Source organism: Fictibacillus phosphorivorans (genome assembly GCF_007673525.1).
Lineage (GTDB): Bacteria > Bacillota > Bacilli > Bacillales > Fictibacillaceae > Fictibacillus > Fictibacillus phosphorivorans_C.
This window is the reverse complement of record NZ_VDZU01000001.1, coordinates 1329374-1346261: the sequence shown is the minus strand read 5'-3', so window position 1 is coordinate 1346261 and position 16888 is coordinate 1329374. Positions and strand designations below refer to the sequence as shown.

Here is a 16888-nt window from a genome sequence, read left to right as displayed (position 1 = left end):
GGTTCCATAAACAACAAAAAAGAACTGATCAAAAGTTGATTTAACTTCTGACAGTTCTTTTTTATTCTAGCGGTTGTTTTCGAAAGGACGTTTTATCGCATTTCCAAGATCACTGCCGGCATTTACGATATCGTTGCTGATTCCGCGAACATCTGATTCAACTTCCGTGTATGCACGGCCATCTCGCAGATCGTTATCAACGTTCTCAATGCGGTTAACCATATCTCGATCAGCTACAATTTTCACATCACGATTTGGTGCCAATTTAGAAGTGATCTCTCTAACTTTGTTAGTTAGTTCCGTCCTCTTCTTATTATCCGTGTCTATTCCTACAATGACGTTGTTATCCTCAAGAATAACGTGAGCATCGTCTACACCCCGGATGTCATTGACATTTTTCGCAATACGATCAGCAAGTTTACCATCATAGTCTTCATGGTAAGTTGCAGTATGATCATTTACATCTCGATCAGCCATATCAGTTATGAATCCATTACCGCGGTCAAGATCACCACGATTATCTCCCTCATTGGAGTAGTACCCAATCGGTCGAACATCGTTGTCATTCTTATCCTGTGATTCATTTACACCATTACAGCCTACAAGACCTACTGCTAGGATTGTTACGGTAAGTGATTTCCCTAATAAGTTCAATGGAAAAACCTCCTTTCACCATTAGCTTGGCAGAAGAAGGCTCTAATTAATCTGTTAAATGTAGGATGACTGTTAACTCATCCTCTTCATTATCTTTTCAACAAATTTTTTTCTGTGAGAAAAATCTCGCAACGTAAACCTTGTTACAGCTTCAATCATTTCATTGTCACCCGTTTTAAGGGCCCTATTCCATTCTCGATAGAGGTCTGTAGGAAATACTAAGCAAATAACAAACCATTTTTTAGTAAAACATTTTAAGAAATCTTCATTTCCAACCTCTTCCATTTTAGCGTAAGACCAATGCCAAAACGGTAAGATTCGATTTGCATACTGCAGCCAATCAAAGGCTTGAGGAACTGCTGCAAAAAGGTCAAAGTCAATCAGATACGTGTCTCTATTTTTATACTTCACAAAATTATGTGGAGCAACATCGCCATGTGTAATCTCTTTTTTCTTATATGCTTTTTTCTCCAGCGTTTTTACAGCTTCATGATCGAAATGACTTAAGCTCCAATCTCCCCACATTATGATTTCAGAAATTAAAGGTTGCATCTGATGATTCCAATTTGCAGATCGTGCATGAAATTTAAAGGCGTCCAATCTGTCACTCCATTTTTTAAACAAAGAATATGAAGACAATTGTTCATAGAGTGGTACCGGTATATGTTTTGAGAAAGAATGAAAACGGCTGATTGCCTCAACTCCAGCTTTTACATCGTCCTTTTTGCCAAAATGAAGACCTTCTCCTTTATAAAACGGCATGATTGCCCAAATGTATTTTCCGAATTGAACGGTTTTTTTCTGATTCGGAAATGCCGTATAAGTGCCCATAATCCTCGGCTTTTGCCCATGATAAAGTTTAGAGAGCTTTAATTGTTTGCTGCAAGTTTCGGATCGGTTGAACCCTTTTAAAACAAATTTTCCTTGTTTGGTTTTTATCCAGATAACGTTCTCTCGAAAAAAACCAAAGTCAAGCACTTCAAGACCCATTTCATTCATCTTTTTTAAAAAAAGACGATCCCCTTGGAAATCGTCCCTTACGTCCCTATTCATCTTCTTCCGTTTCTTCCGTAAAATTCTCATCTATTTCACGAGATTGAGCTTGTGAATAAGGGTTAGGCATACCTTGTTGCATCTGTTGAGGCATCCCAGGCATTCCTGGCATTCCACCGCCCTGAGGCATCATACCCATCTGGCCCATTCCTGGCATTCCCGCGCCTTGCGGCATCATACCCATCTGCGGCATTCCTGGCATTCCCGCACCTTGCGGCATCATACCCATCTGACCCATTCCTGGCATTCCACCACCTTGCGGCATCATGCCCATCTGACCCATTCCTGGCATTCCCCCGCCTTGTGGCATCATACCCATCTGTGGCATTCCTGGCATTCCCCCGCCTTGCGGCATCATGCCCATCTGTGGCATTCCTGGCATTCCCCCGCCTTGTGGCATCATACCCATCTGCGGCATTCCTGGCATTCCGCCTCCTTGAGGCATCATACCCATTCCCATTTGACCCATCTGTGGCATTCCACTAAATCCTTGTGGCATACCCATAGGCATCATGCCCATTGACCCTGGCTGTTGCATTCCCATCTGCATATCTTGCATCTGTTGACCGCCAGGTGTATATTCTCCGGAAGGCATTTGATCCATATCTGAATCAGGGTATTCTCCAAAAGGCATAGAACCTCCCTGCTGCATACTACCTCCACCTTGTTGACCACCTTGAGGGTATCCGCCACCATAGAGTTGTGGCATTCCGCTGAACCCTTGTGGCGGCATCATTCCATAACCCTGTGGCATTTGAGAATAGGTTTGTGGTTTAGGAAACATCGGCGGCATAGAACCATACATGTTCTGCATCATTCCAGATGATTCTTCCATTAAAAATGGATGTTTATTTGGCGCGTAGCCATCTTTTCCTGCATATATCCCGTGCTTGCTCGCCACATTTGGTTGGTTTGGCATATTAGGTTGGTTTGCCATGTTTGGCTGGTTTGCCATATTTGGCATGTTCGCTATGTTTGGTTGATTTGCCACATTCGGCATGTTCGCTATGTTTGGTTGCTGATTTGGGTATCCCATCGGAACATAATGCCCTAGATTTGAGGACTCCACCATTCCAGCAAAATCTTTATCATGAATAGGTGCCATAGGCTGCTTCATCGGTGCTTTCATCGGTTGATCTTTTAACATTGGAACATCTTTTTTCATTGGTGAGTCTTTTTTCATAGGAACATCTTTTTTCGACGGAGCATCCTTTTTCATCGGAGCATCTTTCTTTTCCATCTTTGTTGGTACTGGTTTTAAAGGCGCCGGCTTCATTGGTGCTGGTTTCATTTCTTGTTTTACCGGAGCTGGTTTCTTTGGTGCTGGCTTAACTGGTGCTGGCTTCGGAGCCTCTTGTACAGGTGCAACCGGTTTTTCTTTAACCGGTACAATAGGCTGTTCTTTCTTCATACCTGGCATCTTGATCGGGATTTTAATCTTTTCCCCCCGTTCAATTACATCTGTTTTGGAGAACCCTGGATTTGCTTTTCTTAATTCATTAACTGGTACATCATATTTTTCAGCAATCTTGTCGAGTGTGTCCCCTTTTTGCACAATGTGTATTCTCACGCTGCAAAACTCCCTCCTGCCAAATTTCCTTACAGTATATGAACATTTGGGCATATTGCTACATCGTATTAGAAGTGACATTATTCCTTTATCAATTTATGCCTCATAAAAGAAGGTTATGACAGGGGGAGAAACACTACATCATTCGATTCAATGCTGTTATCGCATATTTTTTTGTTTCTTCATCTACTTTAATAACGTTTTCTACATTTCCGTCTACTATATTTTCAAGCGCCCATAAAAGGTGTGGCAGATCAATTCGGTTCATCGTAAGGCATGGGCATAGATTCGGGTTTAATGAAACAATTTTCTTGTCATTGAATTGTTGAGCCAGTCTGTTCACTAGATTCATCTCTGTTCCTACAGCCCAGCTTGTTCCTGGTTCTGCATGTTTGATCGTCTCAATAATAAAATGAGTAGATCCGTTCAGATCACTAGCTCTTACAACCTCATGTGTACATTCTGGATGAACAATAATCTGGAACTCCGAATGATTTTCTCTAAAGTCGGCAATCTGACCCACCGTAAACTTTTCATGGACAGAACAATGTCCTTTCCATAGGATCACTTTAATTTGTTCGATATCCGTACCGTCATAGATCAATCGGTTTGAGATCGGATCCCAGATCGCCATATCTTCTAGTGCTATACCTAGATCAAATGCAGTATTTCTTCCCAAATGCTGATCCGGAAGAAACAGCAATCTTTCTTTTTGACCGAAAGCCCAGCTTACCATCTCTTTAGCGTTGGAAGAAGTTACTGTAGCCCCTCCATTCTTCCCGCAAAACGCTTTTATCTCCGCTGTTGAGTTCACATAAGTAAGTGGCAGTATCGTATCACCGAAAAGCTTTTGAAGTTCAATCCATGCTCTCTCGGTCTGATGAATATTCGCCATATCCGCCATCGAGCAGCCTGCTTTCAGATCTGGCAGAATGACCGTTTGATTATCAGTGCTCAACATGTCAGCTGTTTCAGCCATAAAATGGACACCACAGAATACGATAAAGTCAGCATCTTTATTCTCTGCAGAAATTTTAGCAAGCTGAAGAGAGTCCCCTGTAACATCTGCAAATTGAACGATTTCATCTTTTTGATAATGATGAGCCGGAAGGAACAAACGATTTCCTAAACTGCCTTTAATCTCGTGAACCCTAGCTTCCATTTCTTCAACTGACATAGTGCTATATCGATCTGGTAATACATTTGTTTTAGAAAACGTTTTTAATAAAGTCATGTTTTACAACTCCTTTAACATTCATGCTAATGTCTAGTGCTTTATAAGAGTGAGTTAAGTAACCGAGAGAAATGTAATCAACACCGGTTTCACTATACTTCTTAATCTCATCCAGTGTAATCCCGCCAGAGGCTTCCGTTATAATACTTGAAGGTACATGAGTAAGTCTTTGTTTAATCTCTTGGGGGCTGCAATTATCAAACATGATAATATCCGCTCCAGCTAAGACAGCTTCAATCACTTGTTCTTCCGTCTCTGTTTCTACTTCTATCTTTACGGTGTGTCCACACTTTTTACGCGCTGTTTCTACGGCTTCTCGAATAGAAGGAAATCCCGCTAAGTGATTATCCTTTAGCATCACGGTATCGTAGAGTCCAAACCGGTGGTTGTATCCTCCTCCACATCGGACCGCATACTTTTCAAACATTCTTAATCCTGGTGTCGTCTTTCTGGTATCACAAATACGAGTATCACCTTCACACCAAGAGACTGCTTCAGCTGTGATCGACGCTATACCTGACAGACGTTGCAGAAGGTTGAGTATGACTCTTTCACCAGATAGAACACTCTGTCTTCTCCCCGTGATCTCAGCTAATACTGTACCTGCAGCAAACTTCTCTCCTTCGTTGATAAAGATACTCGTTTGTATGCTGCTATCAATCAATTCATATCCAATAGATAAAATTTGTCCACCAGCCATTACTCCATTTTCTTTCGCCATAATCGTTGCGGTGACTTCTGTGTGATCTTCAAAAAGAGACGCTGACAAGTCTCCTGATCCAATATCTTCAATTAAAAATTCCTGCAGCTGTTTTTTCAGCAATAATGGATTCATCATGCCACAAACTCCTTATTATTTTTTTTGAGTTCCATTCATTGTTCTGAGATGGAAAATCATTGCGATAATGACTTCCTCTGCTTTCTTCTCTCTTCAGGCAACTTGTTACTGTCAACCATGCGATGGTCTGCATATTGAACCTCTTGATCACAGAAAGGGGTTCTTTGAGCAGTTCTGTTCTCCACGATCCGAGGTCTAGGATTTCTGCAGCATTTATCAATTCTTTTTCACTTCTCACGATGCCCGCATATTTATCCATAAGACGTTGAATCTCTTCTTCTTGCAGAAGATTTCGGCGCTTAATGGATTTCTCGTCGTTCAAAATCTTTCTTTTTATAATTGCAGGACGCGTATCCGATACCTCTGATGAAAGAATACTTTTTGCTGCTTCTTTTGCAAAAACTGCTCCTTCAAGCAGAGAATTACTCGCTAACCGATTTGCACCATGTACACCCGTATTCGCGCACTCTCCTATCGCATACAGCCCTCGCAATGAGGTCTTTCCGGTTTGATCTGTAACGATTCCACCCATTGTAAAATGCGCACCAGGTGATACAGGTATCAGCCCTTTATTCAAATCGATACCAGCATTCTCGCAAAGCATCGTCACTCCAGGGAATTTACTTTTAAATTCCTTAATCAAAGAAATATCCAGGAAAACTTTCTCACCGTGAACATGAATCTCTTGAAAAAGTCTCTTAGATACGATATCTCGCGGTGCAAGGTCTTTTAACGGATGAACATCCTTCATAAAAGGAACACCACTCGAATTGACCAATATTCCACCCTGACCACGAACAGCTTCGGTGATCAATCCTGCAGGTACTCTTCCTGATAAAAGGGTTGGATGGAATTGGACAAACTCCAAGTCCGAAAGTTCTACGCCGGCTCGATAAGCCATGCATAGAACGCTCCCATCCGATCCATATGCATTTGAGGTCGTTCCATAGATTCCCGCATAGCCTCCACCAGCCAATATTGTATTTTTAGCTTGAAAAATCGTGGTTTGATTTTCGTCATCCTTACAATATACACCGACACACTTTTGATCTTGTATGATCAAATCAACTGCATATTGATGGCTGACCATCTTAACCTTTTTTCTTACTCGTCGAATTAAAGCTTCAATCACTTTTTTACCTGTTTGATCTCCTCCAGCATGAACAATACGGCTTCGATGGTGTCCGCCTTCTTTACCCAACATAAAAGAACCGTTTTCATGTCTGTCAAAGCTTACTCCCCATTCAGTAAGTGTACGAACGACACTTTCTCCTTCTTTCACAAGTTGTTTGACCGCCTCTTGATCATTATGATGGTGCCCTGCCTTGAGAGTATCTAAAAAATGCTCCGCCCAAGAGTCCTCTTTATCTATAGCTGCAGAAATTCCCCCTTGAGCTAAAAAAGAATTTGATTTCTCTGCAGAAAACTTTGTGATAACTATCACATTCTTATGCGAACTTAAATATTCAGCAGCCATCAATCCAGCGATTCCTCCGCCGATAATTAAAACATCTGCTTCCATATGTTTCATAAACACAAAACACCTCAACTTTACACGTGTCTTGACACCTATATTTACATAGATTTAAACTAGATACAACTATTTTATTAAAACTGAGGTGGAAACCTTGATATATCTTGATTATGCAGCAACTACACCATTGTCTGATTCAGCGCTTAACGCTTTCGTACAAACTTCTCAAACTTATTTCCAAAATACAGAGAGTCTTCACGAGGGTGGGCTAGCAGCTCGCGATTTATTGGAACATGCTCGGTGTTCTTTAGCTGACTTGTTAGGTAAAGAAAGTGAGGGAATCTATTTTACTGGCGGAGGATCTGATGGTAATTTTCTGGCTATTACTTCTTTAGCACATGGAGCAAACTATAAAGGAAAACACATTATCTCATCAAGTATCGAACACCCTTCTGTTGATTATGTTCTAAAATTCTTAGAGAAAAGCGGGTATGAGATAACTAGAATTCCCGTACAAAAGAATGGAAAGATCTCAATCAATACGTTGCTGTCTTCTATTCGACCAGATACCGTTCTAGTCACCATTCAGCATGTGAACAGTGAAACGGGAATCGTTCAGAATATTAGAGAGATCGGTGCACTTTTAAAGGATCGTGGTGTTCTGTTTCATAGTGATTGTGTTCAATCATTCGGAAAATGGAATAAAAGTTATTTTCAATCTATGAGTATTGATGCTTTTACAATGTCTGCACACAAGATAAACGGACCAAAAGGAACCGGTGCAGTATACATTTCACCATCTGTTCACATAGCTCCTCTTCTAGCTGAAGTCACGCATGAACGGGGATTCCGAGCAGGTACCGTTGATCTCCCATCAGTAACAGCTTTTGTAACAGCAGCAGAAGAGGCATTTCAACTACAGCATGAACACTATCAGCATGCTGTTGACATGCGAAAACAACTCATATCGTCTATACTTACAAATAAGAACATAGCCTTTGAAGGCTTTGATGACAGCTCTCCTTTCATCATTCCAATCCGGGTAAAAGGGATGGAAGGTCAGATCATGATGCAAGAACTTAACCGATTAAAAATCGCTGTTTCAACAGGATCAGCATGTAAGAACGGACAGCAGGCACCTTCTAAAACCTTACTTGCACTTGGAAGAACTGAGAGTGAAGCTCATGAATTAGTCCGAATATCGACTAGTCATCAAACAACTTCTGAAGAAATTACTTTACTTGGCAAAGTACTTATTGAAATAACAAATACATTCAGATCGGTTAGTGAGGTAATAACAAGATGAGTAACGAGAAATTAAAAGGTGATGATAGACGTTCGCAGCTCATAGAATGGCTGATGAAAGCTGACAAGCCGCTTAGTGGTTCTATTCTCGCCACTAGAACGAATGTGAGCAGACAAGTTATCGTACAAGACATGTCACTTTTAAAAGCAAGCGGTGAGCCGATCATGGCAACAGCTCAAGGCTATATTTACCTGAAGAACGACTCAAACAAGAAATACTCGCGCGTGATTGCTGCCAATCATCCACCAGAAGAAACAACAAACGAACTCATAACAATCGTGGATTACGGAGTTACAGTCGAAGATGTGACCGTTGAACACCCTGTTTATGGAGATATAAAAGCTTCACTCAAACTCTCAACACGAAAGGATGTTGAAGATTTGATCAAACGCCTAAGAGAAACGAATGCCAGTCTTTTAAGTGAATTAACAGAAGGCATTCACATGCACACTCTCTCATCAGACTCTGAAGAGAAACTCGATAAAGTTTGTGGTGCCTTAAAGGAAAAAGGTTTTTTATTATAAGCTAAAAAGAAATCCCTAGCTGTATCAGCCAGGGATTTTTCTATGCGCCCGTTCCTACTATTTCAACTCGTTCAACCGTTTCCATACGGTTTAATGTGCTTAACAAGTCCTTCATATCTCCTTGAAGCATGTTTGTTTCGATCGTCAATGTAATATGTGCACGTCCCTGCAATGGAATCGTCTGATTGATCGTTAATACGTTGCATCCTTGGGAAGCAACGACTGTTAACAGGCTCGACAGGGCACCAGATCTGTCTTCTAAGTGAATGGAAAGTGTAATAATTTTTTCTTTTACCATCGTATGAAACGGAAAGATTCCATCACGGTATTTATAAAATGCACTTCGGCTCAAGCCAACTTTTTCTGCGGCCTCTGCGACTGTTTTAACTTTTCCTCGATCTAAGAGAGACTTTGCTTCCAATGCTTTTTGCATAGATTCGGACAATACATCTTCTCTTACCATATAATACTGCTGGTCATTTTTCATTTGGCTTTCCTCCGGTGACTTTCTTACCTTTATTATAATAGGATTGGCTTCCTATGTCTATCTCACACGGACATTTGTATAAAACAAAGACAGCCTACAGAATAGGCTGCCTTCTTTTAATCGATAAATTCGAACTCATATTTTAGGATTCGAACAACATCGCCATGCTCTGCTCCACGATCACGTAAAGCTTGGTCTACACCAAGAGTACGCATTTGTCTTGCAAAACGCTTTGTTGCTTCTTCTCGAGAAAAGTCTGTCATCTTGAACAGCTTTTCAATCTTCGGACCATTGATAACAAAAATACCTGCAGGGTCACGAGTAATGTAGAAGCCAGCATCTTCTTTTTCGTGCTTATATAGAACCCTTTGCTGTTCTCCACCATCATCATGAATAAGCGGGAACTCAGGTGTTACTTCAAGAGTATCTGCTGTAGTGAAAAGCACTTCTCTGATACCTTGACGAGAAATCGCAGAAATCGGGAATACTTTTACGTCTTCTCCCACTTTTTCTTTGAAAATTTCAAGGTTTTCTTCAGCACCTGGAATGTCCATTTTGTTAGCAAGTACAATTTGAGGACGTTCCATTAATCGCATGTTGTACTGATTAAGTTCATCGTTAATTTTCACGAAATCATCATAAGGATCTCGTCCTTCCATTCCAGACATGTCGATAACATGTAGAATAACACGTGTTCTTTCGATATGTCTTAAGAATTGATGACCGAGTCCGATACCTTCGTGAGCACCTTCGATCAAACCTGGAAGATCAGCCATTACAAAGCTTCTTCCATCTTCAACCGCAACAACACCTAAGTTAGGAGTGATCGTTGTAAAATGGTACTCAGCAATTTTCGGCTTAGCTGCTGAAACAATCGATAAGAAGGTTGATTTCCCTACACTCGGAAATCCGACTAATCCTACGTCAGCTAAGACTTTCAATTCTAACGTTACTTCTCGTTCTTCACCTGGTTCACCGTTCTCAGCAATTTCCGGAGCCGGATTTGCAGGAGTGGCAAAACGAGTGTTTCCACGGCCGCCTCGACCGCCTTTAGCGATGATCGCTTGCTGCTGATGATGCACAAGGTCAGCAATCGTTTCTCCTGTATTAGCATCTGTAACGACAGTACCAGGAGGAACTTTAACAATCATATCGTTCGCTTTTTTCCCATGCATGCCCTTAGACATACCATGTTCACCTCGAGGGGCTTTAAAATGACGGTTGTAACGAAAGTCCATAAGCGTTCGTAAGCCTTCTTCAACTTCAAAGATTACGTTTGCTCCTTTTCCTCCATCACCACCAGCAGGACCACCGTCTGGAACGTATTTTTCACGGCGAAATGCAACCATTCCGTTTCCGCCGTCGCCTGCTTTTAAATAAATCTTGACCTGATCGACAAACATTTCATTCTCCTCCTTCCATTAGGAAGTTAACTGAATATCAAAATAACACTTATTTTCCTGATTATAGCTTTCGATGAGTAACATGCTTTTATGTGTTGAAAAAATATTTCTCAATACTTCATACGTATCCTTCTCATCTGTTAGCATCCCTTGAAAGGTATAACAAACTCGAAGAGCTGCAGGATCAAATGTAACAGTAAGTGAGTATTCATCATAACCCGAAATGGAATTATTCAACACATCACATACTTCTTTCGTCGTATGTAACAATTCCTCTTCAAATAAGCTGAAATCCCCGCTTTCACCATTTACTTTTCCATACAATTTCACCGGATGCTTCAACCAATTATATGTTAATAAGTACTCCGATAAATTCGGGGTTTTCAGGTTAGAGATTCTTGATTCTTCCCGTGATAGTTCAATTACTTCATTCATAATCTCTTTTGCCCGCTCAGTGCGGCCAAGTGATAGGTTTGCTTTAATAAGCTGTAGCTGGTTTAGCCAGTCATGCCTGGCGTGGCGCAAAAGATCGACAGTTGTCCATTTGTTTGACATCATCGCACTCCTAGCCTTTCCTTTTAATAGGGCTATACCTTACACCAACAAATTTAGCGCAGTACTTAATACTCTCACAAAGCAAAGAAAAAACTCTAACCAATCTGGTTAGAGTTTTCATCTCCCTCTTACGCTTCTTGCGCGATTGGGTAAACACTTACCTTTTTGCGGTCACGGCCATAACGTTCGAAACGTACAACTCCGTCTACCTTAGCAAATAGTGTGTCATCTCCGCCTTTACCTACGTTTGTACCAGGATAGATCTTAGTACCACGTTGACGGTAAAGAATTGAACCACCAGAAACGAATTGTCCATCAGCACGCTTAGCGCCTAGACGCTTAGACTGTGAGTCACGACCATTCTTTGTGCTACCTACCCCTTTTTTAGAGGCAAAGTATTGAAGGTTTAATTTAAGCATTCGTTGCACCTCCTTCATGTTCAGTCAATTTTATATAGTCGCTGTATCCTTCTTCAATTGAAGCAAGGGATACAACCATGCCTTCCAAAAGCCACTGTGTTTTCTGATGTATAGAATCATTGAGATTACCCGGTACGGTTAACGTTAGAAAACCACCATCTTCATGAGTAGTCACTTCTGGCTCATAGCCGCAAAGCTTTTCTATCGCATTGATCGTACCGAACGACACCGCTGTAGCTGCTGCACAAACCAAGTCTTGGCCATGTGGAGCATAGTCAGCATGTCCTTCCATCGTAAACGAAAGTATGTCTTGATCTTTGTTCCTGTATATAGAAACTAGAATCATGAGAATTACCCGTTAATTTTTTCAATCACAACTTTTGTGTATGGTTGACGGTGTCCTTGCTTACGACGGTAGTTCTTCTTCGCCTTAAACTTGTAGACAACCACTTTTTCGCCACGGCCATGTTTTTCAACTGTTGCCGTAACTGTAGCACCTTCAACTAAAGGAGCTCCTACTTTCAAGCTATCTCCACCTACCATCAATACATCCTCGAATGTTACTGACGCTCCAGCTTCAACATCTAGTTTTTCAACATAGATCGCTTGACCTTCTTCAACTCGAACTTGCTTACCACCAGTTTGAATAATTGCGTACATCAACGTGCACCTCCTCTTATACTCAGACTCGCCATCCCAGGTGTATATAAAATACTTAAAACCTGGTCTGTGCGGTTGGAGCGGGTGCTCCAAACACTAACGAAAAAAGGATACCATGTTTGGCACCCTCATGTCAATGTGAATCTTTCAACATCCTGCTTCTTATTTCATCTATTTTTCCTGATTGTCTGACTGCCATTTCTCGGTTTGATGAACCGATAGTTACGATCACTTTAATGTCATGCTGTTTCTCTAATTGTTTCAGCTTGTCAGGATTCTTCTTCAACCATTCAGAAAAGTGTTGAGGCACTTCCATCCATAAAGCCTCATCATCTTCGTATGTGTATTCTTTCATTATACGATCCATCTCATAATAAAACGTTTCTGGGCGCAGGATATACCCATCCATCATATGGCGATCGAACCTAGTAGCAAGAGTCTCAAGTAATGAAGGTCTTTCTTTTTTTCTAGTCATCTCAAACAAGCCCATTTTCGTAAAACCATGCAAAATCATGGTAGTAGAATCATTCTTTAATGCGTCTCGCATAACCTTGTTGATTTGTTCTTTGTCTTCATTTGATTGCATCGTAATAAAATCAATTACGATCATGCCTGCAATATTACGTAATCGAAGCTGTTTCATTATTTCTTTTGCAGCTATCTTATTTGCCTCAACAACAGTCTTAGACCGATCTTTTTTTCCGGTGAACTTACCGGTATTCACATCAATCGCCGTCAGTGCTTCCGTCACATTAAAATAAAGTGAAGACCCATTCTTTAACCATACTAGCGGCGAAAGTGTTTTTTCAATGTCTGTGTCGATTCCAAATTTACGGAAAAGTGGCTCTTTTTCATTATACAGCTTAACAGAATATGGTTTTTGATAGGAAGCTGCATATTCTTTGACATGCTGATACGTTTCATAATCATCTACTATAATTTCTTCTACGTGATGATTAAGCCACCTCTCTAAAAGCGGATAAAAAAAATGAGGTTGTACGATTAGAGCAGGTGCTTTTTTACCATCTGAGTATTTTTGTACTTCATTCAATTGTCTTCTAAGACGTTTAAGCTCTTGATTCATTTCTCGCTCAGGAAAATCTTCGCAACCTGTGCGAATGATTAAGCCTTCTTGATCACTTGTAACAGAATTTCCCCAGTCTTGCAGCTTCGCGCGCTGAGATTCTTTTATCTTTTTTGAAATTCCAACGTTAGGAGTGAATGGAAAATAGACGAGCAGATGGCCTGTAAACGAGATAAGAGCTGTTAATTTGGCACCTTTATCTCCAGTCTCTTCTTTAACGACTTGAACAAGTATCGATTCCCCTTCTTTTATAAGGCTTGAGATGGATACTTTCTTTTGTTCCTCGCCAGAAAGCTGTTGATAAATTGGCAAATCGTCTTTATGAAGAAAGCCGTTCTTGCTAGTTCCTATATCTACAAACACTGCTTGCATGCCAGGCAATACCTTTTGAACTTTTCCTTTATAGATGTTTCCTGTTAATGGACTTTTAGTCGGTCTATGCACTGCACATTCTATAAGTTTTTCATTCTCTATTAACGCTGTACGTTTCTCCATTCCTACTGCATTGATTAATACACGCTGCATTGTTCCATTCACGTCTCCCTGTTTTTCGCTCTGTATTCTATTCTAACGAAAAACTTTTCCGATTGCACACTCAGGAGAATGATTATGAAAATAAGCTTCTAAAAGTTGCTTTTCATTGATCGTTGTAAGATTAAAATTTTTAATGACGATAGAATGCGTAACTCCTTTTACCAAGTGATGAGTAACTTTTGAAAGCGACCATGTTGGAGGTACGATAATCGTACGGGTACCTTTTATGTTTGATTGCTGCATTCTGTTCAACAAGAACCGCATAAATACATAATGTCTGCTGCGCCATTCCAAAATATGAGCTAAGCCTAAGAAAAGACAGATTACCCAAAGGTTCAAATGTGAAGGTTGTAAAGAAAGCTGCCATGCGCTGCCGATTACCAACAAAGCACCAGAACCTATTAAAAATTTCTGTTGTGCATCTTTGTATGGAAGCCATTTCGATACAAGTGCAAATATTATCTTTCCACCATCGAGTGGCCAAATTGGAAGAAGGTTAAATAAAAATAGGGTTAGGTTTAAAAGAAAAAACCAATAAAAATCATCAGGAGAGATAAGGTTAGCTTGACTTAAGATATAGGCGACTCCCGTAAGCCAAATATGCTGTAACGGGCCAAGAACCGCTACCCAAACTTCTTCGTGAATCGGGCGTGTTCCATGTTCTTCAACTACGGCAGCGCCGCCGAAAGGAAGTAGATCTATTCTTGAAACTCTCCAATTAAAAAGACGGGCACCAGCAAAATGACCCATCTCATGAATAAGAACGACGAAAAACCATACGATAATCTCCCTAAAATGCCCCGTATAGACTGCACCGAAAATGACAACCCAAAAGGCAGGATTAATCTTTATTTTTCGTATGAATTCCATTATTATTTTAATCAATATCAATCACCTTGCTAGGATCTATAAAACTCTTGTCTTTTTTAATCGCAAAGTAAAATTTACCCGACTTCCCATCTTTACTTCCGGATACTTTACCCAATCGTGTACCGCTTTCTACATAATTGTATAGCTTTATGGATTTATCAATCTCTTTAAGTTCTCCATACCACGATTCTTGTTCATCCGAGTGTTGAATGATTACGGTATAACCCAAGTCTTCTTTTTTTCCAGCATAAACAATGTAACCACTTTTCGATGTTTCAACAGCTTCTTCTTTGCCCGTTTCTATCACGATTCCTTTGCCGTTCGTACTGAACGTCTCATACACCTTTCCATCTGCGGGAACAGCAAATACTTCACTGACTTCTTCCGTTTTCTTCTCTTTCTGTAGCTTATCTTTTGGAAATAAAGCTAATGGTTTTCCGAACTTATCTTCATACCAATCTTTTGCTGCCGCAAACTGAAACTCATCTTGATAGACGTGCTTGATAAACTTTTGTGCTTGTACGGTATGATCATTATTATTCTTAAAAGCGATTCCTACAATTAAGAATAAGATAATAGAAAACATGATCTGCATTAACATAGCATGACGGTTGAATAGAGGATGAGATTTTTCCGGTACGTCCCTGGATGGGATAACCGAGCTACTACTTTCTTTTGAACTGCCGTTCTTAGAAATATTACCGTACTTCTTCCGGATTTCATCTGCTCTATTTTTCATAACCGTTCCTCCATTTTTCTCATATATGTACATCCTATGACTTGTCCGTTGGAGATATGAGTAAATGGTCTAGAAGATTACTGCTTCAGATAAATCGTTATTGAGAGTAAGTTGATTTCCGCTCCAGGTTGCGCGCTTTCCATGGGGCGACCGGTGAGCCTCCTGCCGCTTCGCGCCGTTAGGAGTCTCCACCTGAGCGCTCGTCCCATAGGAGTCGGCAACCTTCCGCTCCAATCAACTTGCAAATGTAGCAAAAAAAACAAAACTTCTTGAGTCAACTTGAATGGACGATATATAGTGCAACACCACTTTTCTAGCTTCTCATAGGGTATGCGAAAAGAAAGCTCTCTCTTGTGGGTTTGGGAGCACAGATGCTTTTCCACACCTAAATCCGAGATGGCTCAAGGTTTAAAAACAAGCATCATGAAAAGTAAATCAGCATTTAGAAACAACAAAGCATGTGTTAAAAAGTTTTTAAAAAAACATCTTTGACAAGGTGATTGGAGTGTAAGGTGCGAGACTCCTGCGGGACGAGCGGTCAGGTGAGACACTTAGAGGCGCAAAGCGGCAAGTGGCTCACCGATCACCCCGCGGAAAGCGAGCATCCTGAAATGGAAATCAACAGCTTTCAAAATCTACAGAGCAATAAAGCCAAGAAAAAAAGCATCAGCGCGAAGCCGATGCTTATTTCATACCTAATAATGTTTTGATCTTTCCAAAGAAACCTTTGTCTTCTTCTAAAGATAGAAGTGGAACAGACTCACCTAAAATTCTTCTAGCGATATTGCGGTACGCAATTGAAGCCTTCGAGTCAGGCTGTAACGCAACGGGTTCACCTTTGTTCGCAGCTTTGATCACGTTCTCATCGTCAATCACGACTCCAAGGAGTTCGATGGAAAGTACCGAGACGATCTCATCAACATCTAACATATCACCGTTCTTGGCAAGATGATTACGAAGACGATTCACAATAAGTTTAGGCGGTTCCATATCCTCCTGCTCTAATAGCCCGATAATGCGGTCAGCATCACGCATAGAAGCAGTTTCAGGGTTCGTTACAACAATTGATTTATCTGCACCTGCAATGGCATTCTTGAAACCTTGTTCAATACCTGCAGGACAGTCAATAATCACATAATCATAATCTTGCTTTAATTCCTGAACGATCTTTTTAACTTGTTCAGGGGTAATGGAAGATTTATCTTTTGTTTGAGCTGCTGGGAGCAGGTACAAACACTCAAAGCGCTTATCTTTTATTAATGCTTGTTTAAGCTTGCAGCGTTCTTCTGCAACATCAACAAGATCATAGATGATGCGATTCTCAAGTCCCATCAATACATCCAAGTTTCTCAACCCGATATCTGTATCTACAAGACAAACTTTTTTTCCAGAAAGAGCTAGAGCAGTACCTAAATTGGCAGAAGTCGTCGTTTTACCGACTCCACCTTTCCCAGACGTTATGACTATCGCTTCTCCCATGCTTC

Annotated in this window: 18 protein-coding genes and 1 other annotated feature; of the genes, 2 read left to right on the top strand and 16 right to left on the bottom strand. The window is 40.7% G+C overall.

What is annotated here, in order from left to right; genetic code table 11:
- Positions 1-66: 66 nt before the first annotated feature.
- The 6 genes from FS458_RS06420 to nadB all read right to left on the bottom strand — a co-directional run bounded on the left by FS458_RS06420 (position 67) and on the right by nadB (position 6880).
- On the bottom strand, positions 67-654 hold the full coding sequence (locus FS458_RS06420; RefSeq protein ID WP_144698826.1) for a YhcN/YlaJ family sporulation lipoprotein: 588 nt from the start codon (positions 652-654) through the stop codon (positions 67-69).
- Between the two features lie 72 nt (positions 655-726).
- Positions 727-1707, bottom strand: coding sequence for a phosphotransferase (locus FS458_RS06415; protein ID WP_186320471.1), 981 nt, complete (start codon positions 1705-1707; stop codon positions 727-729).
- On the bottom strand, positions 1700-3277 hold the full coding sequence (locus tag FS458_RS20605) for a LysM peptidoglycan-binding domain-containing protein (RefSeq protein ID WP_186320470.1): 1578 nt from the start codon (positions 3275-3277) through the stop codon (positions 1700-1702). The genes FS458_RS06415 and FS458_RS20605 overlap by 8 nt, the downstream gene beginning before the upstream one ends.
- A gap of 136 nt (positions 3278-3413) precedes the next feature.
- The gene (gene nadA / locus FS458_RS06405; protein WP_144698822.1) at positions 3414-4511 is read right to left on the bottom strand and encodes a quinolinate synthase NadA; all 1098 of its coding nucleotides are present in this window, start codon (positions 4509-4511) and stop codon (positions 3414-3416) included.
- Entirely contained in the window at positions 4486-5346 is an 861-nt protein-coding gene (gene nadC / locus FS458_RS06400; RefSeq protein ID WP_144703342.1) for a carboxylating nicotinate-nucleotide diphosphorylase, read from the bottom strand. Before nadC ends, nadA begins: the two co-directional genes overlap by 26 nt.
- Positions 5300-6880 carry an L-aspartate oxidase gene (nadB, locus tag FS458_RS06395; RefSeq protein ID WP_144698820.1) on the bottom strand — a complete coding sequence of 527 codons (1581 nt, stop codon included), beginning with the start codon at positions 6878-6880 and terminating at the stop codon, positions 5300-5302. The genes nadC and nadB overlap by 47 nt, the downstream gene beginning before the upstream one ends.
- 97 nt (positions 6881-6977) lie before the next feature.
- Between nadB and FS458_RS06390 the strand changes: the two genes are divergently transcribed.
- Both FS458_RS06390 and FS458_RS06385 read left to right on the top strand, forming a co-directional pair.
- Positions 6978-8129 (top strand): IscS subfamily cysteine desulfurase, encoded by a 1152-nt coding sequence (locus tag FS458_RS06390; RefSeq protein WP_186320469.1) that lies wholly within the window; start codon positions 6978-6980, stop codon positions 8127-8129.
- On the top strand, positions 8126-8653 hold the full coding sequence (locus FS458_RS06385) for a transcription repressor NadR (protein WP_144698816.1): 528 nt from the start codon (positions 8126-8128) through the stop codon (positions 8651-8653). The genes FS458_RS06390 and FS458_RS06385 overlap by 4 nt, the downstream gene beginning before the upstream one ends.
- Positions 8654-8693: 40 nt before the next feature.
- Here the strand turns inward: FS458_RS06385 and FS458_RS06380 are convergent, their stop codons facing one another.
- The 10 genes from FS458_RS06380 to minD form a co-directional block, all read right to left on the bottom strand.
- Entirely contained in the window at positions 8694-9140 is a 447-nt protein-coding gene (locus tag FS458_RS06380) for an ACT domain-containing protein (RefSeq protein WP_144698814.1), read from the bottom strand.
- A 116-nt stretch (positions 9141-9256) separates the two neighbouring features.
- Complete coding sequence (gene obgE, locus FS458_RS06375) at positions 9257-10543, bottom strand: GTPase ObgE (protein ID WP_144698812.1); 1287 nt, start codon at positions 10541-10543, stop codon at positions 9257-9259.
- Positions 10544-10561: 18 nt separating this feature from the next.
- Positions 10562-11098, bottom strand: a complete 537-nt coding sequence (locus FS458_RS06370; protein ID WP_171005400.1) for a Spo0B domain-containing protein — start codon at positions 11096-11098, stop codon at positions 10562-10564.
- A gap of 128 nt (positions 11099-11226) precedes the next feature.
- Positions 11227-11517 (bottom strand): 50S ribosomal protein L27, encoded by a 291-nt coding sequence (rpmA, locus tag FS458_RS06365; RefSeq protein WP_066239506.1) that lies wholly within the window; start codon positions 11515-11517, stop codon positions 11227-11229.
- Complete coding sequence (locus FS458_RS06360) at positions 11510-11863, bottom strand: ribosomal-processing cysteine protease Prp (RefSeq protein WP_144698810.1); 354 nt, start codon at positions 11861-11863, stop codon at positions 11510-11512. The genes rpmA and FS458_RS06360 overlap by 8 nt, the downstream gene beginning before the upstream one ends.
- A 5-nt stretch (positions 11864-11868) precedes the next feature.
- Positions 11869-12177, bottom strand: coding sequence for a 50S ribosomal protein L21 (gene rplU, locus FS458_RS06355; RefSeq protein ID WP_066396525.1), 309 nt, complete (start codon positions 12175-12177; stop codon positions 11869-11871).
- 14 nt (positions 12178-12191) lie between these two features.
- Positions 12192-12264 (bottom strand) — a sequence feature (ribosomal protein L21 leader region).
- Positions 12265-12310: 46 nt separating this feature from the next.
- Positions 12311-13786, bottom strand: coding sequence for an Rne/Rng family ribonuclease (locus FS458_RS06350; protein WP_144698808.1), 1476 nt, complete (start codon positions 13784-13786; stop codon positions 12311-12313).
- Between the two features lie 42 nt (positions 13787-13828).
- Positions 13829-14680, bottom strand: a complete 852-nt coding sequence (locus FS458_RS06345) for a site-2 protease family protein (RefSeq protein ID WP_144698806.1) — start codon at positions 14678-14680, stop codon at positions 13829-13831.
- Positions 14673-15404 carry a M23 family metallopeptidase gene (locus tag FS458_RS06340; RefSeq protein ID WP_186320468.1) on the bottom strand — a complete coding sequence of 244 codons (732 nt, stop codon included), beginning with the start codon at positions 15402-15404 and terminating at the stop codon, positions 14673-14675. Before FS458_RS06340 ends, FS458_RS06345 begins: the two co-directional genes overlap by 8 nt.
- A 684-nt stretch (positions 15405-16088) precedes the next feature.
- On the bottom strand, positions 16089-16883 hold the full coding sequence (minD, locus tag FS458_RS06335) for a septum site-determining protein MinD (RefSeq protein ID WP_066396533.1): 795 nt from the start codon (positions 16881-16883) through the stop codon (positions 16089-16091).
- Positions 16884-16888 lie beyond the last annotated feature (5 nt).

What these genes read in the sequence shown, in the direction of transcription:
- FS458_RS06415 (WP_186320471.1), bottom strand. Translation starts at nt 1,707, where the DNA reads ATGAATAGGGACGTAAGGGACGATTTCCAAGGGGATCGTCTTTTTTTA.
- nadA (WP_144698822.1), bottom strand. Translation starts at nt 4,511, where the DNA reads ATGACTTTATTAAAAACGTTTTCTAAAACAAATGTATTACCAGATCGA.
- nadC (WP_144703342.1), bottom strand. Translation starts at nt 5,346, where the DNA reads ATGAATCCATTATTGCTGAAAAAACAGCTGCAGGAATTTTTAATTGAA.
- nadB (WP_144698820.1), bottom strand. Translation starts at nt 6,880, where the DNA reads ATGAAACATATGGAAGCAGATGTTTTAATTATCGGCGGAGGAATCGCT.
- FS458_RS06385 (WP_144698816.1), top strand. Translation starts at nt 8,126, where the DNA reads ATGAGTAACGAGAAATTAAAAGGTGATGATAGACGTTCGCAGCTCATA.
- FS458_RS06380 (WP_144698814.1), bottom strand. Translation starts at nt 9,140, where the DNA reads ATGAAAAATGACCAGCAGTATTATATGGTAAGAGAAGATGTATTGTCC.
- obgE (WP_144698812.1), bottom strand. Translation starts at nt 10,543, where the DNA reads ATGTTTGTCGATCAGGTCAAGATTTATTTAAAAGCAGGCGACGGCGGA.
- FS458_RS06370 (WP_171005400.1), bottom strand. Translation starts at nt 11,098, where the DNA reads ATGTCAAACAAATGGACAACTGTCGATCTTTTGCGCCACGCCAGGCAT.
- rpmA (WP_066239506.1), bottom strand. Translation starts at nt 11,517, where the DNA reads ATGCTTAAATTAAACCTTCAATACTTTGCCTCTAAAAAAGGGGTAGGT.
- FS458_RS06360 (WP_144698810.1), bottom strand. Translation starts at nt 11,863, where the DNA reads ATGATTCTAGTTTCTATATACAGGAACAAAGATCAAGACATACTTTCG.
- rplU (WP_066396525.1), bottom strand. Translation starts at nt 12,177, where the DNA reads ATGTACGCAATTATTCAAACTGGTGGTAAGCAAGTTCGAGTTGAAGAA.
- FS458_RS06350 (WP_144698808.1), bottom strand. Translation starts at nt 13,786, where the DNA reads ATGCAGCGTGTATTAATCAATGCAGTAGGAATGGAGAAACGTACAGCG.
- FS458_RS06340 (WP_186320468.1), bottom strand. Translation starts at nt 15,404, where the DNA reads ATGAAAAATAGAGCAGATGAAATCCGGAAGAAGTACGGTAATATTTCT.
- minD (WP_066396533.1), bottom strand. Translation starts at nt 16,883, where the DNA reads ATGGGAGAAGCGATAGTCATAACGTCTGGGAAAGGTGGAGTCGGTAAA.